This is a genomic window from Bradyrhizobium sp. SRL28 (genome assembly GCF_018596315.1).
Lineage (GTDB): Bacteria > Pseudomonadota > Alphaproteobacteria > Rhizobiales > Xanthobacteraceae > Bradyrhizobium.
This window is the reverse complement of the sequence record NZ_JAHEAG010000007.1, coordinates 231,552-254,653: the sequence shown is the minus strand read 5'-3', so window position 1 is coordinate 254,653 and position 23,102 is coordinate 231,552. Positions and strand designations below refer to the sequence as shown.

Annotated in this window: 22 protein-coding genes; 11 read left to right on the top strand and 11 right to left on the bottom strand. The window is 63.3% G+C overall.

Annotated features, from left to right (window positions below):
* Window positions 1–22: 22 nt before the first annotated feature.
* A complete protein-coding gene (locus tag KIP88_RS18365) occupies window positions 23–2,050 on the bottom strand; it encodes a TRAP transporter fused permease subunit (RefSeq protein ID WP_214489347.1) in 2,028 nt (675 codons plus the stop codon).
* A gap of 275 nt (window positions 2,051–2,325) precedes the next feature.
* Between KIP88_RS18365 and KIP88_RS18360 the strand changes: the two genes are divergently transcribed.
* Window positions 2,326–3,132 (top strand): SDR family NAD(P)-dependent oxidoreductase, encoded by an 807-nt coding sequence (locus KIP88_RS18360; protein ID WP_214489346.1) that lies wholly within the window; start codon window positions 2,326–2,328, stop codon window positions 3,130–3,132.
* A gap of 9 nt (window positions 3,133–3,141) precedes the next feature.
* Here KIP88_RS18360 and KIP88_RS18355 read toward each other — a convergent pair whose 3' ends face one another.
* Both KIP88_RS18355 and KIP88_RS18350 read right to left on the bottom strand, forming a co-directional pair.
* On the bottom strand, window positions 3,142–4,686 hold the full coding sequence (locus KIP88_RS18355; protein WP_214489345.1) for a sodium:proton antiporter: 1,545 nt from the start codon (window positions 4,684–4,686) through the stop codon (window positions 3,142–3,144).
* A 62-nt stretch (window positions 4,687–4,748) separates the two neighbouring features.
* Window positions 4,749–5,519, bottom strand: a complete 771-nt coding sequence (locus tag KIP88_RS18350) for a hypothetical protein (protein ID WP_214489344.1) — start codon at window positions 5,517–5,519, stop codon at window positions 4,749–4,751.
* A 244-nt stretch (window positions 5,520–5,763) separates the two neighbouring features.
* On the opposite strand from KIP88_RS18350, the gene KIP88_RS18345 reads away from it, so the two are divergent.
* A complete protein-coding gene (locus KIP88_RS18345) occupies window positions 5,764–6,528 on the top strand; it encodes a tetratricopeptide repeat protein (protein WP_214489343.1) in 765 nt (254 codons plus the stop codon).
* Here the strand turns inward: KIP88_RS18345 and trpS are convergent.
* Complete coding sequence (gene trpS / locus KIP88_RS18340; RefSeq protein WP_214489395.1) at window positions 6,506–7,531, bottom strand: tryptophan--tRNA ligase; 1,026 nt, start codon at window positions 7,529–7,531, stop codon at window positions 6,506–6,508. The genes KIP88_RS18345 and trpS overlap by 23 nt on opposite strands.
* Window positions 7,532–7,816: 285 nt before the next feature.
* On the opposite strand from trpS, the gene KIP88_RS18335 reads away from it, so the two are divergent.
* Together KIP88_RS18335 and KIP88_RS18330 are read left to right on the top strand one after the other, a co-directional pair.
* On the top strand, window positions 7,817–9,175 hold the full coding sequence (locus tag KIP88_RS18335) for a tetratricopeptide repeat protein (protein ID WP_214489342.1): 1,359 nt from the start codon (window positions 7,817–7,819) through the stop codon (window positions 9,173–9,175).
* 210 nt (window positions 9,176–9,385) lie between these two features.
* Window positions 9,386–11,296 (top strand): propionyl-CoA synthetase, encoded by a 1,911-nt coding sequence (locus KIP88_RS18330; protein ID WP_214489341.1) that lies wholly within the window; start codon window positions 9,386–9,388, stop codon window positions 11,294–11,296.
* Window positions 11,297–11,348: 52 nt separating this feature from the next.
* On the opposite strand, the gene KIP88_RS18325 is transcribed toward KIP88_RS18330, so the two are convergent.
* From KIP88_RS18325 to KIP88_RS18315, 3 genes are all read right to left on the bottom strand, one after another.
* On the bottom strand, window positions 11,349–12,980 hold the full coding sequence (locus tag KIP88_RS18325) for an ankyrin repeat domain-containing protein (RefSeq protein ID WP_214489340.1): 1,632 nt from the start codon (window positions 12,978–12,980) through the stop codon (window positions 11,349–11,351).
* A gap of 242 nt (window positions 12,981–13,222) precedes the next feature.
* Entirely contained in the window at window positions 13,223–13,474 is a 252-nt protein-coding gene (locus tag KIP88_RS18320; RefSeq protein WP_214489339.1) for a hypothetical protein, read from the bottom strand.
* Window positions 13,475–13,573: 99 nt separating this feature from the next.
* Complete coding sequence (locus tag KIP88_RS18315) at window positions 13,574–14,602, bottom strand: YafY family protein (RefSeq protein WP_214489338.1); 1,029 nt, start codon at window positions 14,600–14,602, stop codon at window positions 13,574–13,576.
* Window positions 14,603–14,690: 88 nt separating this feature from the next.
* Here KIP88_RS18315 and KIP88_RS18310 point away from each other — a divergent pair, with 88 nt between their 5' ends.
* Together KIP88_RS18310 and KIP88_RS18305 are read left to right on the top strand one after the other, a co-directional pair.
* The gene (locus KIP88_RS18310) at window positions 14,691–15,335 is read left to right on the top strand and encodes a glutathione S-transferase family protein (RefSeq protein ID WP_214489337.1); all 645 of its coding nucleotides are present in this window, start codon (window positions 14,691–14,693) and stop codon (window positions 15,333–15,335) included.
* A 25-nt stretch (window positions 15,336–15,360) separates the two neighbouring features.
* Window positions 15,361–15,795 (top strand): DUF6157 family protein, encoded by a 435-nt coding sequence (locus tag KIP88_RS18305; protein ID WP_214489336.1) that lies wholly within the window; start codon window positions 15,361–15,363, stop codon window positions 15,793–15,795.
* 30 nt (window positions 15,796–15,825) lie between these two features.
* Here KIP88_RS18305 and KIP88_RS18300 read toward each other — a convergent pair whose 3' ends face one another.
* On the bottom strand, window positions 15,826–16,611 hold the full coding sequence (locus KIP88_RS18300; protein WP_214489335.1) for an enoyl-CoA hydratase/isomerase family protein: 786 nt from the start codon (window positions 16,609–16,611) through the stop codon (window positions 15,826–15,828).
* A 472-nt stretch (window positions 16,612–17,083) separates the two neighbouring features.
* Here KIP88_RS18300 and KIP88_RS18295 point away from each other — a divergent pair, with 472 nt between their 5' ends.
* Both KIP88_RS18295 and KIP88_RS18290 read left to right on the top strand, forming a co-directional pair.
* Entirely contained in the window at window positions 17,084–17,749 is a 666-nt protein-coding gene (locus tag KIP88_RS18295) for a Crp/Fnr family transcriptional regulator (RefSeq protein ID WP_214489334.1), read from the top strand.
* 19 nt (window positions 17,750–17,768) lie between these two features.
* Window positions 17,769–18,644, top strand: a complete 876-nt coding sequence (locus KIP88_RS18290; protein WP_214489333.1) for a DUF6537 domain-containing protein — start codon at window positions 17,769–17,771, stop codon at window positions 18,642–18,644.
* Between the two features lie 129 nt (window positions 18,645–18,773).
* Here KIP88_RS18290 and KIP88_RS18285 read toward each other — a convergent pair whose 3' ends face one another.
* A complete protein-coding gene (locus KIP88_RS18285; protein ID WP_214489332.1) occupies window positions 18,774–20,174 on the bottom strand; it encodes a TAXI family TRAP transporter solute-binding subunit in 1,401 nt (466 codons plus the stop codon).
* 419 nt (window positions 20,175–20,593) lie between these two features.
* Between KIP88_RS18285 and KIP88_RS18280 the strand changes: the two genes are divergently transcribed.
* On the top strand, window positions 20,594–20,947 hold the full coding sequence (locus KIP88_RS18280) for a DUF3307 domain-containing protein (RefSeq protein WP_214489331.1): 354 nt from the start codon (window positions 20,594–20,596) through the stop codon (window positions 20,945–20,947).
* A 197-nt stretch (window positions 20,948–21,144) separates the two neighbouring features.
* On the top strand, window positions 21,145–21,549 hold the full coding sequence (locus KIP88_RS18275) for a hypothetical protein (protein WP_214489330.1): 405 nt from the start codon (window positions 21,145–21,147) through the stop codon (window positions 21,547–21,549).
* Between the two features lie 99 nt (window positions 21,550–21,648).
* On the opposite strand, the gene KIP88_RS18270 is transcribed toward KIP88_RS18275, so the two are convergent.
* Complete coding sequence (locus tag KIP88_RS18270; protein ID WP_214489329.1) at window positions 21,649–21,963, bottom strand: YkgJ family cysteine cluster protein; 315 nt, start codon at window positions 21,961–21,963, stop codon at window positions 21,649–21,651.
* Between the two features lie 51 nt (window positions 21,964–22,014).
* The gene (locus KIP88_RS18265; RefSeq protein WP_214489328.1) at window positions 22,015–22,713 is read right to left on the bottom strand and encodes a YafY family protein; all 699 of its coding nucleotides are present in this window, start codon (window positions 22,711–22,713) and stop codon (window positions 22,015–22,017) included.
* A 120-nt stretch (window positions 22,714–22,833) separates the two neighbouring features.
* Here KIP88_RS18265 and KIP88_RS18260 point away from each other — a divergent pair, with 120 nt between their 5' ends.
* Window positions 22,834–23,082 (top strand): hypothetical protein, encoded by a 249-nt coding sequence (locus tag KIP88_RS18260; protein ID WP_214489327.1) that lies wholly within the window; start codon window positions 22,834–22,836, stop codon window positions 23,080–23,082.
* Window positions 23,083–23,102 lie beyond the last annotated feature (20 nt).

Genomic DNA, 23,102 nt, shown 5'->3' with positions numbered 1-23,102 from the left:
TTTTGTCTCCTCAATCGCTTCTCTATGTTGTGAGCGCGGGTCGTTCTGGCGACCGCGTTCTGGCCTGCCACAGCAATACGCCGAAACCGATGATCAGGCCCGGCACATAGGTGTAGCTGATATCGCGTCCGGTGATCCATTCGACGATTGCCTCAATCAGGCTCGGGAACACCAGCAGCAATCCGGATAGCAGAAGCAGGCCGCGCTCGACCGCTGTATTTTGTCGCAGCGCCCAGTTCTGGGCAAATGCGGCCAGCGCCAGCAGGCCCAGGCTCGTCTTGATCGTGATTTCGAGAATATCGAGCCACGAACCGCCCTTGGGAATCGACATCAGCAGCCCTGCGCCCTGCGGGTCGAGCACAAATACGAACGGCACCAGGAAGGCCGGCAGCGTGTATTTCCAGGACTGCAGGGTAGTCCTGTAGGGATCGCCGCCGGTGATAGCGGCCGCAGCGAACGGCGAGAGCGCCGTCGGCGGCGAAACCTCGGACAAGACGGCATAGTAGAAGATGAACATGTGCGCGGCGTAATCGGGCACGCCGAGCTTGATCAGCGCGGGCGCCGCGATGACCGCGCAGATGATGTAGGACGCGGTCACCGGCACGGCGAGGCCGATGATCCAGACGATCAGCGCGGTGTAGATCGCGGTCAGCAAGAGGCTGCCGCCGGCATAGGCGATGACAATCGACGAGAATTTGAGGCCGAGACCGGTCAGCGTCACGATGCCGACGACGATGCCGGCGCAGGCGCAGGTGGTCGCGGCATTGAGCGCGCCGATCGAGCCGTCGGCCAGCGCCTTCACCAGCTTGGTCGGCACCAGCGCGGTTTCCCTGCGCAGGAAGCTCAGCGCGAACGTAACGACGATGGCGTAGAACACCGACAGCGATGGCGAGTAGCCGATGATCATGAACACGACCACGGCAAGCAGCGAGATGAAGTGGAAGCCGTACCGCCTGGTCATCTGGCCGAGCGACATCTCGGGCGTGAAACTCACGTTCTTGGCGTGGAATTTCTTGGCGTCCAGTTCGACCATGAACAGCAGCGACATGTAGTAGAGACAGGTCGGGATGGTCGCCATCCAGATCACGTCGAGATAGCTGATCTTGAGAAACTCGGCGATCAGGAACGCGGCTGCGCCCAGCACCGGCGGCGACAGGATCGCGCCCAGTCCGCCGGCGGCCAGCAATCCACCCGCGGCGTTTTTCTCGAAGCCCGCCTTGGCCATCATCGGATAGGCTACGGTGCCGATCATGACCGTCGTGGCGACGCCGGATCCGGAGGGGCCGCCGAGCAGGAACGACGACAGCACGACGGTGCGCCCGGCGCTGTTGGGCTTTCCGCCCATCAGGGCAAGCGAGAAATCGATGAAGAACTTGCCGGCGCCGGAATGCTGCAGGAATGCGCCATAGATGGTGAACAGGATGATCAGCGTCGCCGACACGTCGACCGCAACGCCGAAAATGCCCTCCAGCGTAATGAAGAGGTGACCGACCAGGCGGGCCAGGTCGTAGCCGCGATGGGTCCAGGGCGCCGGCAGATACGGACCGAGCATCGCATAGGCGATGAACAGCACCGACACCACGGGCATGATCGCACCGGTGGTGCGCCGCGTCGCCTCCAGCAGCAGCACGATGAAGACGATGCCGATGATCACGTCCCAGCGGTCGGGCGTGGTGGCACGGTCGGTGAAATCCTCGCCGCCCCACAGCGCATAGACGATGGTCGCGACCGCGACTATTCCGGGGACGACGTCCCACCAGCGCACGCGGTTGCGAAAGCGTGTCGCCAGCGGAAACAGCAGGAAGCTCAGGACCAGCGTAAAGGCGACGTGGGTGTAGCGAAGTTCCTGGGTCGGAACGATGGCGTAGGCCGCGTAGAGGTGAAACAGGCTCATGACCACGGCAATCGTGGTCGAGATTCGTCCCCACCATCCCATCAGGCGGTTAGCCGCGCCTTCCTCCGCCTCGATGAAGGCTTCTGCCTTGTGCCGCGCTTCGTCCGAAACCGCAACGACCTCGTCATTGGGCGGCGTTGTCTTGTCTTCTGCCATTCTTTCCCCGGGGACCCGTTAACTCCCAGACCCGGTGTCCCCCGGGTCTTTCGCGGGCGCATTCAGTCCAATTTGGGTAACCGTGGCAAGGGCCTTGTAGGCGTATGCCGGGGGCATCTTTTGGCTTATTGGACGGCTTGACCTGAGGCGCCGCCAATCCGTAGCCCGGATGGAGCGAAGCGAAATCCGGGGAAACTGTCAAACAAGAATCCCGGGTTGCGCTTCGCTTCACCCGGGCTACAAGAAAATGAGAAATTCACAGGGAGAAGAAGTCGATGGAACGGCTCAAGGGCAAGACGGCGATGGTGGTAGGCGCAGGCTCGATCGGTCCCGGCTGGGGCAATGGCAAGGCGACCGCTGTCACCTTCGCGCGCGAGGGCGCGCAGGTGCTTTGCGTCGATCGCAACGCGGCCGCGGCAAAGGAGACCGCCGAGATCATCACCGGCGAGGGCGGCAAGGCGGCGGCTTTCACCGCCGACGTCTCGCGTGAAGCCGAGGTCGAGGCGATGGTTTCAGCGTGCCGCAAGACCTATGGCCGCATCGACGTGCTCGACAACAATGTCGGCATCGCCGAAATGGGAAATGTCGTCGAGGTGGACGAGGCCAGCTGGGATCACGTCTTCGCGGTCAATCTCAAGAGCGCCTATTTCGCCATGAAGCACGTCATCCCCGTGATGCAGAAGCAGGGTGGCGGCTCGATCATCAATATTTCGTCGATCGCCTCGATCCGCCATCTCGGCATTTCCTACGTCACCTATGGCGCCTCAAAGGCGGCGATGAACCAGATGACGCGCACCACCGCCGTGCAGTTCGCGCGCGATCATGTTCGGGTGAACTGCATCCTGCCGGGCCTGATGAAGACGCCGATGGTCGAGCATTCCGCCGGGCTTGCGGCCAGTTATTCAGCTGGAGATGTCGAGGCGATGTGGCGGGCGCGCGACGCGCAGGTGCCGATGGGGCACATGGGCGACGCCTGGGACGTCGCCAATGCCGCGCTGTTTTTGGCGTCCGATGAATCGAAATACGTCACCGGGATCGAGCTCGTGGTCGATGGCGGTATCACGAGCAAGTCGGGCGCGTGACGCGCTACGTTATGCCTGTGCGCTCAATTCGGCGCGGTCGAGCTCTTCTTCCACCTGGTGGAAGGCGTCGTCGCTGATTTCCTCGAGCTGGCGCATCCTCAACAGCGCCTCTCGTGCCGCACCGATGGCGCGGCGGCGCAGCGGATCGGCCGGTAGCTCGCTGGTCGCGATACCGATTTCGGGTTCGGTTTCGGCGCGCAACAACACGGCGCGGTATTCGAGCCGCAGGATCTCGGCCTCCTCGGACGGATCGGATTCGATCGCTTCGAGCGCGGCGCGATAGGCGATGCAGCGGGCTTGAGCGGCCTCGCGCGCGACCGGATCGTCCTTCTCGAGTTTCAGCGCGAGGATCACCGGCCGCAGCGTCAGGCCCTGGATCACGAGCGTCCCCAGCACCACGGCAAAGGCCGTCAGCAGGATGAGATCGCGATACGGGAAGCTCTCGGGCAGCGCAAAGGCGGCTGCCAGCGTAACGATGCCGCGCATCCCGCACCAGGACACGATGATGCCGCGTTCCACTGTCGGTACCGCGGGAGACACATGCGGAGGAAGCAGGCCGTGTGCGTTCAAGGCGCGCAGCAAGGCGCCATATGGCATCACCCAGGCGATGCGGGCGAGGATCACGACGCCGAGGATCGCGGCGGCAAAGCTGCAATATTTGAACCGCACCTCGTCGTCGAGCCCGGACCAGATCGGATTGAGCTGCATGCCGATCAGAATGAACGCCAGCACGTTGAGCACGAACACGACGGTTTCCCACACCGCATAGGAGGCCACGCGCAGCCGCGCCGGGGTGCGCTCGGGCGCGGTGCGGGCGATCGTGATTGCATAGGCGACGATGGTGAGAATGCCGGACAGCCCGATATGCTCGGCGACGATCCACACCATGAACGTGCCGGCGAATTGCGTGATGATTGCGCTCGGCGCCTCGGTGATGCGGCGCGTGATCTTCGTCCAGACCCGCGCGAACAGGAAGCCGGCAATGAGGCTCCCGAACAGCGCCAGCGCAACGGATGGCACGAACTCGTGCACCTTCATGTGCTCGGCGGCAACCAGGCCGACCGCGACGCGGTAGATCAGGAGTGCGCTGGCATCGTTGAGCAGGCTTTCGCCCTCGAGGATCTTCTGGATGCGGTAGGGTAGGTTGACCTGGCGCAGGATCGCGGTGGCCGCCGCGGCGTCGGGCGGTGCCACGATGGCGCCGAGCGCGATCGCGACCGCCCATGGCATGTCCGGGCGAAGCCAGTGCGCGACGACAGCGACGGCCGCGGTCGTGACCCCGACCGCGACCAGCACCAGCGTCGAGACCGGCAGCCAGTTGTTCCGGAGGTCGCGTAGTGAAGTATCGAAAGCCGCGTCCAGCAGCACCGGCGCGACGAACAGCGCCAGCGCCAGCTCAGGCTCCAACGTCCACGACGGACTCCCGGGCACGAATGCCAGCAACATGCCGCCGATTGCAAGAAATGTCGGATAGGGCACGTTGAGCCGCCGCGCCAGCGCGGACAGCGCCACCGCGCCAAGCAGCAGACCGATAATCCATTCGAATGCTAGCAAATCTGGGATTCCTGCCGGTCGAGATCGATGTCGCCATCAATCTAGCACCAAAACCGGCAAGTCTATTGCGCCATCGCCAATATGCCGCCGGCGAAGGAATGCCACAGCGGCGTGACACTGACCGGCCAGTTCAGCAGCTTGACGGCGATCAGTGCAATGCCGCCATAGACATAGACCGGATGCGGCCGGCCGCGCGTGCGCCAGTCGAACACCATGGCGACCACCAGCAACAGATAGGCGATGATGGCCGGCGGGATGGTCACTGGCACCGGCGGCGGACCAAGCGGCCCGGGAGGTGCCAGGAAGGTGAGAAACCAGCGCGCGACCGCGGCGTCCAGCAGCGAGATGCCCGCCAGCAGCATCAGCCGCTTGTGCGTCTCGGGCTTGCGGATGGCGGCAATGGCCAGCGCGAACACCACGGCGAAGAACAGAATTCCGCTTAGCGGAACAATCGCGAATGCGATTCCGTCGTCGGTCAATCCCGCCGCGGCGGAGCGCTTCATCGCATTGACAGACACCAGGAAGCCGAAGATCGTCATCGCGGTCGCCAGCGAGACGCCGATCATTCCGATGGTGCGGTGCCGGGCGACCCTCCCGGACGCGGCGAGCCAGCTCTGGAATGCGAAGTAGAGCGACCAGGCGAAGAACAGCAGCCCGTGAAAATGGACGACCGGGGAAGCCGAAAACGAGCGATTGGCCAGCGGCAGCCAGTAGGTCGGGGCAAAACCGAGAAAGGCGACGGCCGTGCAGGCCAGCGCCATGTAGAAATAGAAGTAACCTGATTGGGATTGCGCAATGGCGCGCGGCGGATTGAAGTCGGTCAATGTGGTCATGGATGTTGAGTCTGTGCGGCCTGCAGAAGGTTCAAGACAAATTTCGTGACCAAACATGTCCGTTCGCGTGCGGACGACGATGTTTTCGCGCGTGTCACGTTTCGGCCAGAATCTGTCCCCGTACGAAACCGGATACGCGCACGCGCCAGTTGTCGAAAAAGCGCGCGGCTTGCTAGGATCGCGCGCTAATCCAAAACTTCCCGGATACAAGACTTCCCGGACACAAGGCTTCCCGGATCAATTGATGCGATTCCATTCCAACATCCGCAGGCTGGTTACGGCTTCCTCGCTATGGATCGCGTTTACGCAGGGCGTATCGGCGACCAGTGTCGAACCGGCCAAGGATTTGCGCGTCGATCCCGCGCTCTGCCTGGCCGCCGCCCTCACGCGTGACGACGACAAGACGGTCGCGGCTTGCGGCGCGCTGATCGACAACGCAAAGACCGAAAAGGCCGACCGTATCAAGGCGCTGATCGCGCGTGGCGCCGCCTATGAGCGCAAGGACATGATCGACCGCACCATCGCCGACTATGACGGCGTGCTGCGGCTCGATCCCTCACTCGCCGATATCCACAACGCGCGCGGCGAACTCTGGCGCAAGAAGGGCGACCTGCCGAAGGCGGTGGCCGATTTTGCTGCGGCGATCAAGCTGAACCCGGACCACGTTGCGGCCAGAGCCAACCACAGATCCATGGCGCTGGAGCTGGAGCGGTTGGGCGCGCTGAAGGCGGTCGCCGGCAAGCCGAGCTTCAATTGCGCCACCGCCCGCCGCAAAGTGGAAAAGGCGATCTGCGCCAATCCCGAACTCGCCGATCTCGATCGCGAGGTCCAAGGGTCGTATGTCAGGGCGGCTGCAGAGAAGATGACCCCGCAGCAGGCGCGCAAGCTGCGGCGAGAGCAGACGGAATACATCTCCCGCCGCAATGCGGAATATGGCCGGCCCGGCTACGATCTGAAAAAGGCGATGCGCGACCGCCTGCAACAGATCAACGGAATCGATGGATACTAGGTTGCAACATGAACAGTCCAAGGCCTTCGACAACTTCCCGCTTCGTTGCCTCGGTCCGGCTCCGCGCCTTTTCCGTACCGCGGCGAATCACGTCGAGCACATAGGCCGGATCTTTGGCCAGTTGCGTCCTACGTTCTCGCGTCGGCCCAATCAGCGCCTGCAGGATGTCGTCGAGGCGGTGCTTGATCCTGCTGTCGCCTACTCCTCCCCGCCGATACTGCGCCTTCAGCTCTTCCAGCGTGGTGCGGTCCTCGTCGAAAGCATCCAGATAGGTGAAGACGACATTGCCTTCCACTCGTCCGGGATCTTCGACCCGTAGATGATTGGGGTCGGTGAACATCGCCTTCACGGCCGCCGCGATCTCGTCCGGCGAGGCCGAAAGGGCGATGGCGTTGCCGCCGGATTTTGACATTTTCGCTTTCCCGTCGACGCCCGGCAGCCGCCCCACCTGCGGAATGACAGCCTGCGCTTCCGGCAGGATGGCGCGTCTGGCGGTGGTGTTGATACGGCGCACGATCTCGTTGGTCTGTTCAATCAGCGGCGCCTGATCCTCGCCCACCGGCACGACGGTTGCCTTGAACGCGGTAATGTCCGCCGCCTGCGCCGCAGGATAGCACAGGAAGCCTGCCGGGATGTCGCGCCCGAAGCCGCGGCCGCGGATCTCGTCCTTGATCGTGGGGTTACGCTCCAATCGGGCGACGGTCACGAAGTTCAAATAGAGCATCGACAGCTCAGCCAGCGCGGGCAGGTGGGATTGCAGGCAGATCGTGGTCTTGTCCGGGTCGATCCCGACGGCAAGGTAGTCCAACGCCACCTCCATCACACCAACCCGCACCTTGTCGGGGCTGTGAGCATTGTCGGTCAGGGCTTGCGTATCGGCCAGGAGCAGGAACTGCTCGTGGGTGTCCTGAAATCGCAGACGGTTGAGCAACGATCCGGCGTAGTGGCCAATGTGCAGCGGGCCCGTGGTGCGGTCGCCTGTCAGAACAACGGGTCTGGTCATGAGGTGTCCTCGTGAGATGAGGGGAACACCGCATGGGGGATCATCAAAACAAAAGGCCGCCCTTGCGGCGGCCCCAGATGCAATGAAACGTCCGGCCGCCCTGTCAGAAGGCCAGCCACCAAAGCGTGACAATGATCATCGCGCGTTTCATGGGGTCTCCCTAGGCTATGCGCGGATACAGGTCAACAGATACCCCGAGCCTTCGAACCTTTGGAAGATCAGCGGCGACCTAGTGATCGGGCGCGGCATAACCGCGCGTACTTCATTTATTTTGAAGAGCCGATTATGCGATCATTTGTTTCGCGATTTGCCGCGAGCGCGGCCTTTACCATTGCAATCCTGACCTCCTTCGGCGCCCCGGCCCAGCCGGCCGCCGAACCGCCGGTCACCTGCGCGGCGCTCTCGGCCGCCGAGCCCGCGAAGGTGATCGAGGCTTGTACCGCGCTGATCGACAACCCGGCCACGCCGGAGGGCGACCGGCTTGATGCCACAATTACCCGCGCCGCCGCGCTGCATAACAGCGGCCAAACCGCCAAGGCCCTGGCCGAAATCGATATTGTCATATCCAACGATCCCAATCGCGCCCGCGCCTTCCGCGCCCGCGGTGAAATCCTGCGCCAGACCGGCAAGATGGAAGGCGCGTTCGAGGCGCTGAACCAAGCCATCCGGCTGGAGCCGGACAATGCCAATGGTTACGCAAACCGCGGCAATGCTTTCAACAACGCCAAGAAATACGATCGCGCCATCGAGGACTATAACGAGGCGCTGCGGCTAAAGCCTGATTTTGCGCAGGTGTTTTCCGACCGCGGCGCCGCCTGGTATTTCAAGGGCGAGTATCAGAAGGCGATTGCCGATTACGATGAAGCGCTGCGTCTCGAGCCGCACCGCGCGCGGACCTACAGCAACCGTTCCGCGGCTTACCGCAAGCTGGGCCACACGGAACGGGCGATCGAGGATGTTACCACGGCGATCCGGATCGATCCGACGCAGCCGGAGTTCTTCGATAATCGCGGCCTCGACCTCGCCGGCAATGGCGACTACGCACGCGCGATCGCCGACTACGACGAGGCGATCAAGATCCGCCCCGAGGCGAAATTCCTGACCAACCGCGGCGACGCGTATCAGGCCAGGAAGGATTACGATCGCGCGATTGCAGACTACGGCGCGGCGCTGAAACTCGATCCAAAATTCCAGCGCGCCTACAACAACCGCGGCGCGGCCTGGGTCAAGAAGGGCGACCGCGGCCGTGCGCTGCAGGACTATGCCGAAGCGGTTCGCCTCAATCCCTCCGACAGCACCGCCGCCGCCAATCACAAGGACGTTGCGCAGGAGATCGAACGGCTGGGTTCGCTGTCGTACCAGAAGAACCTGCCGAGCTTCAATTGCGCCACCGCGAAGCGTCAGGTCGAAAAGGCGATCTGCGCCGACCCGGGCCTCGCCCAACTCGACCGCAACATCAACGACGTGTTTCTCCGAGTGATCGCAAGCGCGGAATCCGACAGCCATCGCGCGGCGCTGGCGCTGACCCGGCAACAGCGCAGCTTCATCGAAAAGCGCAACAGCTCGTTCGGCAAACGCGGCTACGACCTCCGCCATGCGATGGAGGAGCGGCTGGAGAAGCTCAATACGATCGCCCGGCAGTGAAGGTTTGGCCGTACCGGCCAAGCTATTCTCGGCTTGATCTCCCGCCGCTTCCCGTGACAATGGCGGAAAGGGATAAAGCGTAATGTCGCCCCCGCATCGTCATGGCCGGGCTTGTCCCGGCCATCCACGTCTTGCTTTCTTCGAGGGGAGACGTGGATGCCCGGGACAAGCCCGGGCATGACGGCGTATGCGGCGACCGGGAGAATCGCCATGAGCGTTCAGAACAACAGCCGCTATCACGAGGTCCACGCCCGCTCGCTCAGCGACCCCGATGGCTTTTGGGCCGAGGCGGCGCGCGAGATCGACTGGATCGAGCCGGCCAAAAAGATATTCGATCCCTCGATGGGCGCGTATGGCCGCTGGTTTGCGGGCGCCGTGGTCAACACCTGCTACAACGCGCTCGATCGCCATGTCGCTGATGGACGCGCCGATCAGGTGGCGCTGATCCACGATTCGCCGCTTACCAACACGATCTCGAGATTCACCTATGCCGAGATGCTCAAGGAGGTGCAGACGCTCGCCGCCGTGATGGCCGATTCCGGCGTCGCCAAGGGCGACCGCGTCATCCTCTATATGCCGCTGGTGCCGGAAGCGGTGTTTGCGATGCTGGCCTGCGCGCGGATCGGCGCGGTGCATTCGGTGGTGTTCGGCGGTTTTGCCGCGAAAGAGCTCGCGACGCGCATCGAGGACGCCAAGCCGAAACTGATTTTTTCCGCGAGCTGCGGCATCGAGCCCGGCCGCATCGTGCAGTACAAGCCGCTGCTCGACGAGGCGATCAAGCTCTCAAGCGTCAAGCCGCAGGCCTGCGTCATCCTGCAACGGCCGCAGCAGACTTGCGAACTCACGGCCGGCCGCGATCACGACTGGGCAGCGCTCCGCGGCGCCGCGCTCCAAGCCGGCAAGGCCGCGCCGTGCACGCCGGTGCTGGCGACCGATCCGCTCTATATTCTCTACACGTCAGGCACCACGGGAATCCCGAAGGGCGTCGTGCGCGACAATGGCGGGCATCTGGTCGCGCTGAAATGGTCGATGTTCAACCTCTACGGCGTCAAGCCCGGCGAAGTCTGGTGGTGCGGCTCCGACATCGGCTGGGTCGTCGGCCACAGCTACATCGTCTACGGGCCGCTGATTCATGGCGCCACTTCCATCATGTATGAGGGCAAGCCGGTCGGCACACCGGATGCCGGCGCGTTCTGGCGCGTCATCTCCGAGCATAAGGCCGTCGCGCTGTTCACCGCGCCGACCGCCTTCCGCGCCATCCGCAAGGAGGATCCGGACGGCGCGTTCATTCGCAAATACGATCTGTCGAAATTCCGCACGCTGTTCCTGGCCGGCGAACGTGCCGATCCGCCGACGGTAGAATGGGCGGAAGCGCAGTTGAAGGTACCGGTCATCGATCACTGGTGGCAGACCGAAACCGGCTGGTGCATCGCCGGCAACCCGGTGGGGCTGGGCATGCTGCCGGTCAAGCACGGCTCGCCGACGGTGCCGATGCCGGGCTATCAGGTCGACGTGGTCGACGAGGCATCCAGGCCGGTGCCCGCGGGCACCATGGGCTCGATCGTGATCAAGCTGCCGATGCCGCCTGCCTGCCTGCCGACATTGTGGGAGCAGGACGGGCGTTTCAGGGAAGCCTACCTCACGGAGTTTCCCGGCTACTACAAGACCTCCGACGCCGGCTACAAGGATGACGACGGCTATGTCTGGGTGATGGGCCGCACCGACGACATCATCAATGTCGCCGGCCACCGGCTCTCCACCGGCGGCATGGAGGAAATCCTGGCCTCGCATCCCGACGTCGCCGAATGCGCGGTGCTCGGGATCAAGGACGCGATCAAGGGCGAAGTGCCCTGCGGTTTCCTGGTGCTGAAAGCCGGCGTGACGCGCGCGCCTGCCGAGATCGAAAAGGAGATCGTGGCGCTGGTCCGCGACAAGCTCGGGCCCGTAGCTGCCTTCAAGCTCGCGATCACGGTCGGGCGATTGCCGAAGACACGCTCGGGAAAAATCCTGCGCGGCACCATCAAGAAGATCGCCGACGGCGAGAGCTGGACCATGCCGGCCACCATCGAGGACCCCAAGGTGCTCGACGAAATCGGCGACGCGTTGAAGGGCAGGGTATAGGGGTTAAGCCAATCGCTTGACCCGGCCATGACCAGCTTGGCGCACGTGTCGGCTAGCCCAGCAATTCCTCGGTGACTTCGTCGGAAAACTGCTTTCGCACGCCGGCAATCAGCACCCGTTCGGGATCGTCAGGGATGGCTGTCGCGCCGGGCATGCCATGATCGAGCAGGGCGCGCGCACAGCCGACCCAGTCTCCGCCGTCGACCGGCTCGTTGAGGGATGCCCATGACAGCGAACCGCAGGCGTTGTCGCCGAAACCGTGCTGTTCCGTCCATTTGGCGCCGTGTTCGAGCAGAAAACGTGTCAGGCCGGCATTGCCGCTGAACACCGCAAGATTGAGGGCGGACGCATCCCAGTCGCCGCCGCGCACGGCGATCGGCCAGCCGATTCTGACCATCAGCTTCACGGCGTCGTCGGCGCCTGCCGCGGTCATATCAGGCAACAACCGCAATTGCGCCGGCGACAGCGAAGCCGGCAGGTCGGGCCGTCGCGAACCGACCGCACGCGCCTCGGCTTCGTCACCGCGTGCGCATGCGGCGACGAAGCGCTCCTCTTCGGAAATATCTGGTGCGTCAGTCTGCTCGCGCAGCAAATCCGCAACGTCTGATAGCCCGAACCGCAGCGCCAGCCGGTACGGGCTGACGCCATCCTGGCGCGTCGCCGATGGATCGGCGCCCGCGTCCAGAAGGGCCTTCGCGTGACGGGGCCGTCGGCGGTAGATGGCCCATGAAAGTGGCGAGCCCCAATCGGTGATCGGCGCATTCAGCGCCGGCTCGTTCGGGTCGCCGCCATGCTGCAGCAGCAGCTTCAGCGCGGTGTCGTCATCGAGATCGATCGAGCGGTAGATCGCATTGCTTTCCGCAATGCGGGCGCCGTGCTCCAGCAGCAGACGCGTGCACGCTGGATTCTCCAGCGAGTGATAGAGCGATTCGCCGTCATTGGGGTTCGCGCCGGCATTGAGCAATAATCTGGTCAGGTCGGGATCATGGTTGCTGCCCGCGGCGCCGTAGAGCGTCGAGAGCGGACAGCTCTGGTCCGGCTCGCTCAGCGATCCCGGCGGCCAGCGGCTGTAGATGTGCTGGTTGACGTCGGCGCCATCAGCGATCAGCAATTTCGCGCTCGCGTGCAGCCGTTCGCGAAATTCTTCCACGCGCAGCAGGCTCGAATGCGCGACGGCGAGAAGCGGCGGCAATCGCAGCGGGCCACCTGATCGGTTGACCCATGCCGGATCGGCTTGCGTCGCCTGTCGCAGCGCGCGTTCGTCGCCGATCGCGCAGGCTAGATAAGGATCGCCTGCGACGAGGTCGGGGTCATCGGCCAGAATTCGTAAAGCAACGCGCGGGTTCGCGCGGTTGACCGTGCCGCTGACGTCGCCGGAATAAAGCAGCTGAGCCAGGTGCAGGACGCGAACGGCGCGCTCCTTCTGCGCGACCGCCTGCACCTCAAGGTAACGCTTCAGGTCAAGCCAGGAAGCAAAACCGTGTTCGCGCGCCAGGCACGATTGCGCATCGTGCAGGCGCAATCCCCGGGACGAAAGGTCCTCATCGCTGAGGCCCGCCGTTGCCGGCAGCGTGCTGCGAAACCGCGCCATCGCGGCCGCATCGCGGCTTCGATAGAGGCGGATCAATTGCTTGGCTTGCTTCTTCAGATGATCGAGATTCAATCGATCGAAAGACCGGTCCATCAGACACCTCCGTGCATGACATCGCCGACGGCCCGCAATACCGGCTGCACAAAGGCACTAGATGTCGCTCGAAAGCTGCAAGTGGGTTCAACCCTTCCCGCGGGCCCGGGAGCGGCTTGCACCGCATCCGCTACAATATGGTGGGCGCAGGCATTGGTCAACGTGACCGGAGGAGACACGATTCCAACGAGAAAAATCCCGGCCGCATGCCGCGGCCGGGATGATTATTGCAAATCGTTCGATCAGTAGGCGCAAACGTTCACGGTGCGCAGGCGCATGCCGCGGCGGGTTTCGACCCAGCGCTGTCGCAGGCAGCCGTTCAAACCGGTGTCGACATAAACGCCGCCGAAGCCGACGCCGATGGCGGGACCCCAGCCATAACCATGTCCCCAGTGATGATGGCCGTGGTAGAAGCCGCCGGCGGAAGCAGGCGCTGCAGCGGCAATGGTGAGCGAGGCGGCGGCGATCAATCCGAGGGTAACCTTGCGAAGCATCGTATTCTCCAGTTGGTTGGCACGAGGCCTTGTTGCGTCCCTGCCCATCAGTCGGGCCGACGACGTTCTGCGTTCACGTGCGAAGGGGAGAATCGTGTTTCAGGAGTGTTTCGTGGCGCGAGATCTGCGGAAATCCTTATCGTCCTGATAACCATCCTGCGCCGTCCGGTAGCGTGCGGCCATGGCCTGGGTGAGTTCGGCCATCTTGTCGCGCAGCTCGGCCGGTGCCAGCACCTCTGCCTCTGCGCCGAGACGCAGCAGCTCGGCCGCCGCGTGCCACACCGTTTTCCCGATCGGCACAAAAGCGATCCGCCAGCCGGCGGCATCGGCGGTTTCCTCGATGCGGGTGCGCGTCCTCACGTAAGGCTGGCTCAAGGCGTTGAGCAGTTTTATGCCGAACGGCGACAGCCGGACGGTGGCGCAGTTCGGATGCATCTCGGCTTCGAGCCGGATCGTCGCGGCTTGCCAATAGGTCGCGAGATCGAAATCGGTGGGCCGGACGCAGCGCTCCTCCAGAACGTTGCAGTCGAGAACACGCGACACGCGATAGGTGCGCACGCTGCCATCGACGCTTCCAGCGAGATACCAGCCACCGCCTTTCAGCACGAGACCGAGCGGTGCGACGCGACGGCGCTTCTCGGCCCTCCAGCTCTGGTAGCGGATTTCGATCAGGTTTTCGCGCAGCACCGCACCGGCAACGGCGCGCAGATGCTTCGGCTGCTCGGCTTCGCCGAACCAGCTTGGGGCATCGAGATGAAAGCGTTCCTGCATCCGGCCGGCGTTCGGGCGCAGATTGGCCGGCAGTGCCGCCATCAGCTTGGTCTGCGCCGCCAGCATCGCAGCATCGAGGCCAAGCGCGGCTGCAGGCCCCGGCAATCCCGTCATGAACAGCGCCTCAGCCTCCGGCTGCGACAGTCCGTTCAGCCGCACGCGATAGCCATCGAGCAGCCGATAGCCGCCTTCCGCGCCGCGCTCGGCATAGACGGGAATGCCGGCCGCGGCGAGCGCATCGATGTCGCGATAGATGGTGCGCACCGAAACCTCGCATGCGTCGGCGAGTTCAGGCGCGGTGACCTGTCCCCGCGCCTGGAGGGTGGTGAGGATCGAAAGCAGCCGGCTCGCGCGCATGATCCCTTAAACCATACCTGACACAGGATGTCAGGTATGGTCGGGCATACAGGGTCCGTTGCCCGCGAGGGCCCAATGGAGACTGCCAATGACCAGCAAGGACCGCATCACGCTTTATTATTCGCCGCAGACCCGCGCGACGGGCACGCGGGTGCTGCTGGAGGAACTGGGAGCCCCCTATGATCTCCATGTCCTGAACATGAAGGCGGGCGAGCAGCGCGAGCCGGCCTATCTCGCTGTCAATCCGCTGGGCAAGGTGCCGGTGATTCGCCACGGCGAGGCGCTGGTGACCGAACAGGTGGCCATCTACATCTATCTCGCCGACCTGTTTCCGGGAGCCGGGCTGACACCCGCGCTCGACGATCCCTGCCGAGGTCCCTATCTGCGCTGGATCGCCTATTACGGTTCGTCCTTCGAGCCTGCCCTGATCGACCAGTTCATGAAGCGCGAGCCGGCGCCGCCGGCGCATTCGCCATATTCCGATTACGACTCCATGCTTGGTGCATTGGAGGCGCAGCTTTCCAGGGGACCCTATCTGCTCGGAGAGCGTATGACGGCAGCCGACATTCTCTGGGGCGTGGCGTTCAGTTGGACGATGATGTTTGGCCTCGTTCCGCGAAAGGACGTATTCACCGCCTATGCCGAGCGCATCACGTCGCGGCCCGCCTTTCAGCGGATCAACGCTGCTGATGACGAAATGGCGGCCCAGCACGCCACAGCCTGCGGCGGGTGAGGCACCACGAGAATTGGATTGCTGGATGGCAAAGACAGTTCACACGACCAACTGCTTCGACACCTTCATCCAGGTCGCGGAGGATTGTCCCGCGCGCGTCGGCGAGGAGCCGCCGCCCCGCGCGGGGAATCCGACGGTAGCCGGTCTGCAATACAAGATGATTGCGAAAGCACCCTACACGTACACGTCCGACGACGTGATATTCGCGACCTCCACCCAGGGCCGGCAGCTCGATGCGAAGGCGACGAAGAAGGAGCGAAGCCTCGCCCGCGACGAATTCTTCTCCAAGGGGCAGGCGTGTCTGAGAGCATCGGGGCTTGGCAAGCGCTTCGGCTGGGGCGTGCATGCCGATGCCGAGGGGCGCGTCGCGATCTATGCGATCGACAGCAAGCGCTACCAGGCGCTTGCGCGGGACCCTGATATCAAGCAGGTCCGGGCGATGCGGACGAGGCGAGCCTGAGTTTTCCTTGGCTCCTCGGAATTTGGCTTCTCAGAATTTCGGTGGACGCTTCTCGGCAAACGCTTTGATGCCTTCCTTGATCTCGGCGCTACGCATGCTCTCGCGATGGCGGAGATCTGCGGCTTCTTCATCGAATTTGCCGCGGGCGAATTCGTTGATGGCGCGCTTCATGCCGCGCATCGCAAGCGGCGCGTTGCCGGCCAGTATGGTGGCAAGGCGGTCGACTTCCTCGTCGAGCGCTTCCCAAGGCACCATGGCGGTGAGGTAGCCGATCCGCAGCATTTCCGGTGCGCTGATTTTCTGCGCGGTGAGAAACAGCATTTTTGCGTTGTCGACACCGAGCCGCGACACATAGCGGGCGATGCCGCTCTTGTAATAGTGCAGGCCGAGCCGCGCCGCCGGCATGAACATTTCAGCCGTGTCGACGCCGATGCGGAAGTCGCAGGCCAGCGCGAGGTCGGTCGAGCCGCCATAGACGCCGCCATTGAGCCGGCAGATCGTCGGCACGCCGAGGTCCTCCAGGCGGTCGACCACCGCTTCGAACGCCGATCCCGCGCTCGGCTGTTCCTTCGCGCTGCCGGCGCGGTCGGCCACCGAATTGAGATCGTAGCCGGCGCTGAAGGCGCGGCCGGTGCCGGTCAGCACCAGCACGCGGATCGCCGGATCGGCCTCGATCCGGTCGAACAGTTTGGTGAGATCGCCGAGATCCTCGCTCTGCAGCCGGTTCAGATGTTTCGGCCGGTTGAGGCGAATGGTGGCGCGCGCCCCGCTGATCTCGAGTATGGGCGCGCTCGCCGCTTCGGCTGCTTCACGCATTATTTTCTCCATTGTTAGCCGTCATTGCGAGCCACCGGGCCGGGCGAATGCCCGCCCGATGACAGGCTCCGCGAAGCAGTCCATCTTGCCGCTCGGAGAAAGAATGGATTGCTTCGTCGCCTCGCTCCCAGTGCCGAGAGAACGAGCCGCTTGGACATCGGATGACGAGGGGCCTGATGGGTGCGACAAAAGCTGGATAACGGTCAAGCCGCAAGCGTGACCCATTCCAGCAAAGTGCCTGCCTGCGTGAAGGCCGTCAACTACGGCCTTCACGCAGCGCCACGCGTCCCGGGGCCACCGGTCCGGCCACAGCCGGGCGTCGGGGCGAGGCTGAATTTTACTTGGGAATGGTGAGAATCCCGACAAATCGTCGTTCTTTCCTCGTATATCAAAATGGCCCCGCGGACATTACGATAGCGGGCACCGCGAAGAATCGTGAAAACGCACACGTTTAGATATTGGTTGGCCTCCAATGGATACGTCTCATCTGGCACAACACGCAGGAACCGCCGGCGCGCTGTTCGCGACCATCTTCGTGGTCGCCACCACCACGATGAAGACCATGATCCCGTTGCGGGTCTTCGGCATTCTCGCCAACGTCATCCTGATCATCACCGCGATCCCGGCTCGCAACTATCTGGTTATGGTGGTGCAGGTGCTCATGCTGCTGGTCAACTCCTACCGCCTGCATCAGATGCTGCAGTTGGTGCGCGACGTGAAGAAATCCGTCAACAGCGATCTCTCGATGGAATGGCTGAAGCCGTTCATGACCGAGCGTCAATGCACAGCCGGCGAGATTCTGTTCTACAAGGACGAAAAAGCCGAGGACATGCTCTATATCGTCAGCGGCAAGTTCAAGCTGGTCGAGTCGGGAATCGTGCTGCCGGTCGGCGCCATCGTCGGTGAACTCGGCATGCTGTCGCCGTCGAACATGCGAACCCAGACGCTGGAATGCGTGGAAGCCGGTCTCGTCCTGAGCGTCAGCTACACCAAGGTCGAGGAGCTCTATGTGCAGAACCCGGCTTTCGGCTTCTATTTCCTTCGCCTGGCCAGCGCCCGGCTGTTTCAGAACCTCGAGACGCTGCAGCAGCAGTTGAACCAGCAAACGGCGTCCGCCGCAGCGCCGAAGCCCGCATAGAGGCCGGGAGCCCAAGGGAGTGTCAGACCGCGGTATCCTGTCGTCGTTGCGTTATCTGTTCGCGGATTTCATCGGCGAGGATGACGACACGCCGCCGTTCCTGCCCGAAGGGCTGCCGGCGGCGGTCATGGCGGCGGCGAGCGACGCCATCCATCTGCTGATCGACTATCAAGGAACAAGCTACGCCGAACTTTACGTTCACCGGCTGCGGCGGTTCGTCGGCAAACAAGGCGTCGACGACGCCATGCTTGCCGACATTGCGCGGCTGATGGCGGTGCGCATGGCCTATGAAGATCCGATCCGGATCGCGCAATTGAAGCTTGCCGAACTGAATCAGGCGTCAGGCAAGCCTGCCAAGCCTGCCGTCGATATCAGGAAGTTCAGGATTGAGGAATTGATCGGCGCGCTTCCCGCTGTCATCTCCGAGTATGTGCTCGATGCGCTCGATTGGGCAGGCTGGTCGAACAAGCGGGTCTCCATCCGCTTCAGCACGGCAAGCCGGTTCGGCGTCCGCCGCCTCAAGATGGAGGCGGGACTGCGGCGATGGCGGCTGTTTTCGGTGCGTTATGCCAAGGAGCGGGTCTGGGTCGAACGCTGGCTGCATATGATCGACCGCAGCCTGACCAAGCAGCCCGCGGCTGCGTCCGCGATCGTGCAGACCGCGACCATGATCGAGGGCTATGGCGACGTCTATCGTCAGGGCCTGGCGGACTGGAATGCGATCATCGACGGCCTGGTCAAGCCGACCTTCGATGGCGTGCTGGCGCTGCCTGATCTGGGGAGTGCGGTGACCGAGGCGCGCGCAGCCGCGATGCCGGACCCGCGGCAGGCGGCACTTAAGCGCAGGATCGCCGAAATCCGGGCGCGGGCGCCCGCCGGCTCGAACGCGGCCTGATGCCATGGTGCTTGGCCGAAATGCGTAGGGTGGGCAAAGCGCAGCGTGCCCACCATTCCGCGGGTCGTGCGTGTTGTGGTGGGCACGCTTCGCTTTGCCCACCCTACACCGTGCCTGAACAGTCGGATTTTACGCGCTCTGCGCGGTCTTCACGGCTACCACCTTGTCATCCCCGAGCGGCGGGTGCCGCTTGATATGTTCGCGGCGCAAACCGATCTCGTCGCGCACGAATTCATAGCCGAGCTTGAAGGTGTCCAGTCCGTCGCTGGAAATGGTGCCGTCGCGCAAGCCTATCACCACGCCGCGCAGGATCGTTTCCAACTCGTCCTGCAGTTCGTCGAGGGCGTCCAGCGATTTGGCGTGTTCCATGCGCTCGCCGATATCGAGAATGGCGGTCGCGAGCTGGCTGGCCTTCTCCGGCGCGACTCGGGTGACCTTGGCGTAGATGGCGGCAAAGATCGTGCCGATGATGCTGAGCGCGGCGAGCGCAACATACATCAAATCGCTGTAGCGCTCGACAAAGGACTTGGTTTCGTCGTTGATGTATTCGGCAGCGCCGGGGTGCGCCACGATGAAGGCATCCTTGTCGGTCGCCGCCGGCTCGATCTTGGAGGCGAAGCCGTCGGTGAGCGAGAGCTCGGCCTTGTTCTCGTAGATGATCCGCGCAAGGTCGCCCACGGTCGTGGTCGAAAGCTTGGATTGGGCGACCAACAGCCATTCGAGCCCGACCGTGTCGACGTCTTCCGCAGGGACAGCAGGCGAGGCGGACAGCATTCCGGTTGCCACCGTTTCCTCTGATATCGCCGGGTATTTTCTGGCGATCGCTTTCGCCGAGTCGATCGCGTTCAGGGTGAAGCCGCCGCGCCTGGTATATTGCTCGTAGCTCTTGTCCTTCACGATCTGGGAGGCGTGCGCGATCTTGACTACGGCGCCGAAGCCTGCGGCGAACAGTTGGTCGAAGGTCGCGCCCGGCGGCGCCAGCTGGACCCGCGCCCCAGCATCCGGCGTGTCGGAGAGTTCGAGAATATTGCGCACCAGCGCAGCCCCGCTCTCGCCGTCGGCGATGACCGCGATCTTCTTTTTCTTCAGCTCCGCGATGGTTTTGATTTTCTTGCCGGTCGGGCTGATCAGCAGAAGCAGGTCGTGTTCGAGGATCGCCAGCGCGCGGGCGCGGGGCGGTATCCTGGCGTCGGTGCGCAATATCGCAAGATTGGCTTCCTTGCGGTCGAACTGTGACAACGCCTTTGCATTGTCGCCGTTGGGCACGATCTTGAGCCGCAGCCGCGAGGAATTATTCTTCAGCACCGTCGCCAGCCGGGCGGCGAAGCGCGCCTCGGGGCCGTTGGGTTCGCCGACGGCAAACACCAGTGTCTCCGAATTGCGCAGCCAGGTCCGGCCACCCCACACCACGGCGGCGGTCAGGATCAGGGTCAGGATGGAAAACAGCAGGATCTGGGTCCCGTTGCTCTTGACGACCCGCGAACGGCGACGCGGCATTTCCGGATGCGGCGTTGGGGCTTCAGCACTCATGGCTCGTACCCGAGATCAGGGACGCGTCGCCGCCGAGTAGGCCGCAGGCCGTCCGAACAAATTCGTAAATACCTAGAAAAGAACGATAATTTTGCCCGCCGGCCAAATGATAGCCCGCTCCTATGGGATTGCAAACCGCGCCGACCGGTAACCTTACCCTGCAGGCCACGCTGCGCGCCCGTGCCACAGTATCGCAGTTCCGCCACACCGTGCGATTTTCAGACTACCCACAGGTGCATTCCGGCGCAGGAGGTGTCATAAATAAAGGCAACGTTCGAATAGTCCGGGTTTGACAACAACATTGCGCTGACAGCCTAGGTCCCGGTTTTTCGCCACCTCTCCAGTCCCAGCAAAGGGCGTCAGCTTTGTTGTTTCCTTCGATGTCGTCCGCGGTCCCGGTAGGTGCACTGATAGGATGGATGCTGCTTCTGACCGTGAAGCACGTCATAGCCGACTTCATGCTGCAAAATTCCTGGATGGCGATCGGCAAGGATCAAAAGACCGGCTGGGCCTTGCCGCTATTGGCGCATTGCCTCGTGCACCTCGCGGTATCGCTGGCGCTGATCCTGATCGTCGCGCCGCGATTCTGGTTCGTCTCCTTCATCGACTTCGCCATTCACATCACCGTCGACCGTGTCAAGGGGATCATCGCTTCCCGGTACGGCGTGACGCTGGAGAACGAGCATCCGTGGTTCTGGACGCTGATCGGCGTCGATCAGGCGCTGCACCATCTCACCGGTTTCGGCCTGGCGATTTTCATGGCGGCGAACTGATCCCGCAGCCGGCGGCCTCGGCCTGTTTGTTTCAATCCTGCTCCGGTATCGGAAGGCGCGCATCCGCTTCTCGCGCGAATCATGTTGCGATTCTAACTCAGTCGTGACTGAGCAAGTCCCCCGGAACACTACTGATGCGCGTGGTTAACCTTTCATTAGAGTATTGCACTGCATCTTCCGCAAAGGGAGAACCCGCAATGTTTTCAAGCCGCGACGCCTTCGAGAACGATTTCTGTCCGGTCCGGGACGAGCTACTTGGCGAGATGTATCGCGCCAATGCCAACGGCCTGCCGCTGCTGGTGGACAGCGTTTCGTCCGACGTCCGCGCCATGCTGGCGCTATTCTGCTACCGGCGCAGCCACCTGCACGCGCTGGCCGTTGCGATTGCAGCAAGCTGCACCGAACGTGAGCTGATCCATTTCGGCGGCCGGGTCGGTTCCACGCTCTATGCGCTGTCGCGCGAACCCGCCGCGCGGGCCGCTTCGTCGTCATCTCACGGCGGCCGCAAGCCGATCACGCTTTCGACCAAGCCGCTCTCGACCTTCAAGCCGATCGATGACGAGATCGACGACGAAGATTTTGCCGAAGCGGTGACGGCGTAACGCAGCCATCGTAGCCCGGGTGAAGCGCAGCGTAACCCGGGGCTCTCCCGCAACCGGCTGAAGTTCCCGGATTGCGCTTCGCTACATCCGGGCTACCGCTCACGCTAGCACCGGCAATCCGTGCCGCTTTCGCGCCATTGCGCATTCGATATCGCCGGGCATGCAGGTGCGGCACACTTCGGGCCGCACCGTATAGATCAGGCACGACGTCGCCTCGCCGACCTCGCCTGAGAGCGCCGAACATCGGTCGCCGTCGCAGCGCATTCCCGACAGTCTTTCGTTGACGAATCTTTCCGGGATCAGGTCGAGCGCCGCATCGTCCTCGATAGTGAAACGCGGCCAGTTCTGCGAGTAGCTGCAGCAGGCGCCGCAGGCCTGGCAGGGACTCTCGTGACCGGTGGTCGGGTTATCCATGGGGTCGTTTAGCCGGGAAAGCGGGGCTGCGCGAGAGGGGGCGCAGAACAATCAGGTATCCTTGGGCGCTTCCCAGACCAGGCTGCGCCGCCATTTCGCCCGCAGGAGGTCGCGCCGTTCCGGATATTTTTCGTCGTGGTAGACCGCGTCGACAACGCGGTCGGTGCGGAAACTGCGGAAATCCTTGCGCAGCTCGCACCACGCCGCGAGTATCCGCACCGCCTCGTGATAGCCGACCGCGATCGGCCAGATGGTGCGCTGGCTATCGCGGCCGTGCTCATCGCGATAGTTCAGCGTGATTTTCTTGCCCTCGTGGATTTGCGTCCGTGTCCGCACCATGTCGATACGGTCAGGCTCCCGGTTCCATGCCCGCCGGGCGCGACTGGCAGGCTCCAGCACGAACGGCCGCAGGCGTTCCGGCACGGTTTCGGCGACTTTCGCCATCAGGTCCTGCGCGGCGCGCGCCAGCGCGGGATCGGCGTGGCCGACCACCCATTGCGCACCAAGCACGCAGGCCTCGATTTCGTCCGGCGTGAGCATCAAGGGCGGCAGATCGAATCCTTTTTCCAGGATGTAGCCCACGCCGGCTTCGCCTCGGATCGGCACCCGCTGCTCGATCAAGGTCGTTATATCGCGGTAGATGGTTCGCTTCGACGTCTCCAGTTCGGCCGCAATGGCATCCGCCGTCATGGGCTTCCTTGTGCGCCGAAGCACCTGAATGATCTGGAACAGCCGGTCGGCCCGTCGCATGGCTCGTTCTCTTTTCTAAAAGGCGCTCTTTTCCAAGAGGCACCTGCCCGATGCTGACAGCATGTTGGCAGCAGGGGGTGGGTATATCGGGACAACACCTCAAGTGAAGGGAATTTGTCCATGACGATTTTCAGCGATTTCGGCCCCCTAGGAAGCCGCGGACCTCTCGTGAATGCCCAGGGATTTGCGTTGGAACAGCTGGCTTCCATCCAGTGCGTTACGTCAGATCTGCGCTGGGCGATGGTTGAACTGGCGTGGCGCTCATTCAGCGCAATGTGCGCCTTTGCGCAAGGGCGGCTTGTCGCGTGGGTGCGCAAGATCCGCACGCCGCGGGCCGAAGAGGCCCGCGGCCGGCATTGCTGCTGCTGACACCATGGTGGCAGCAGGGG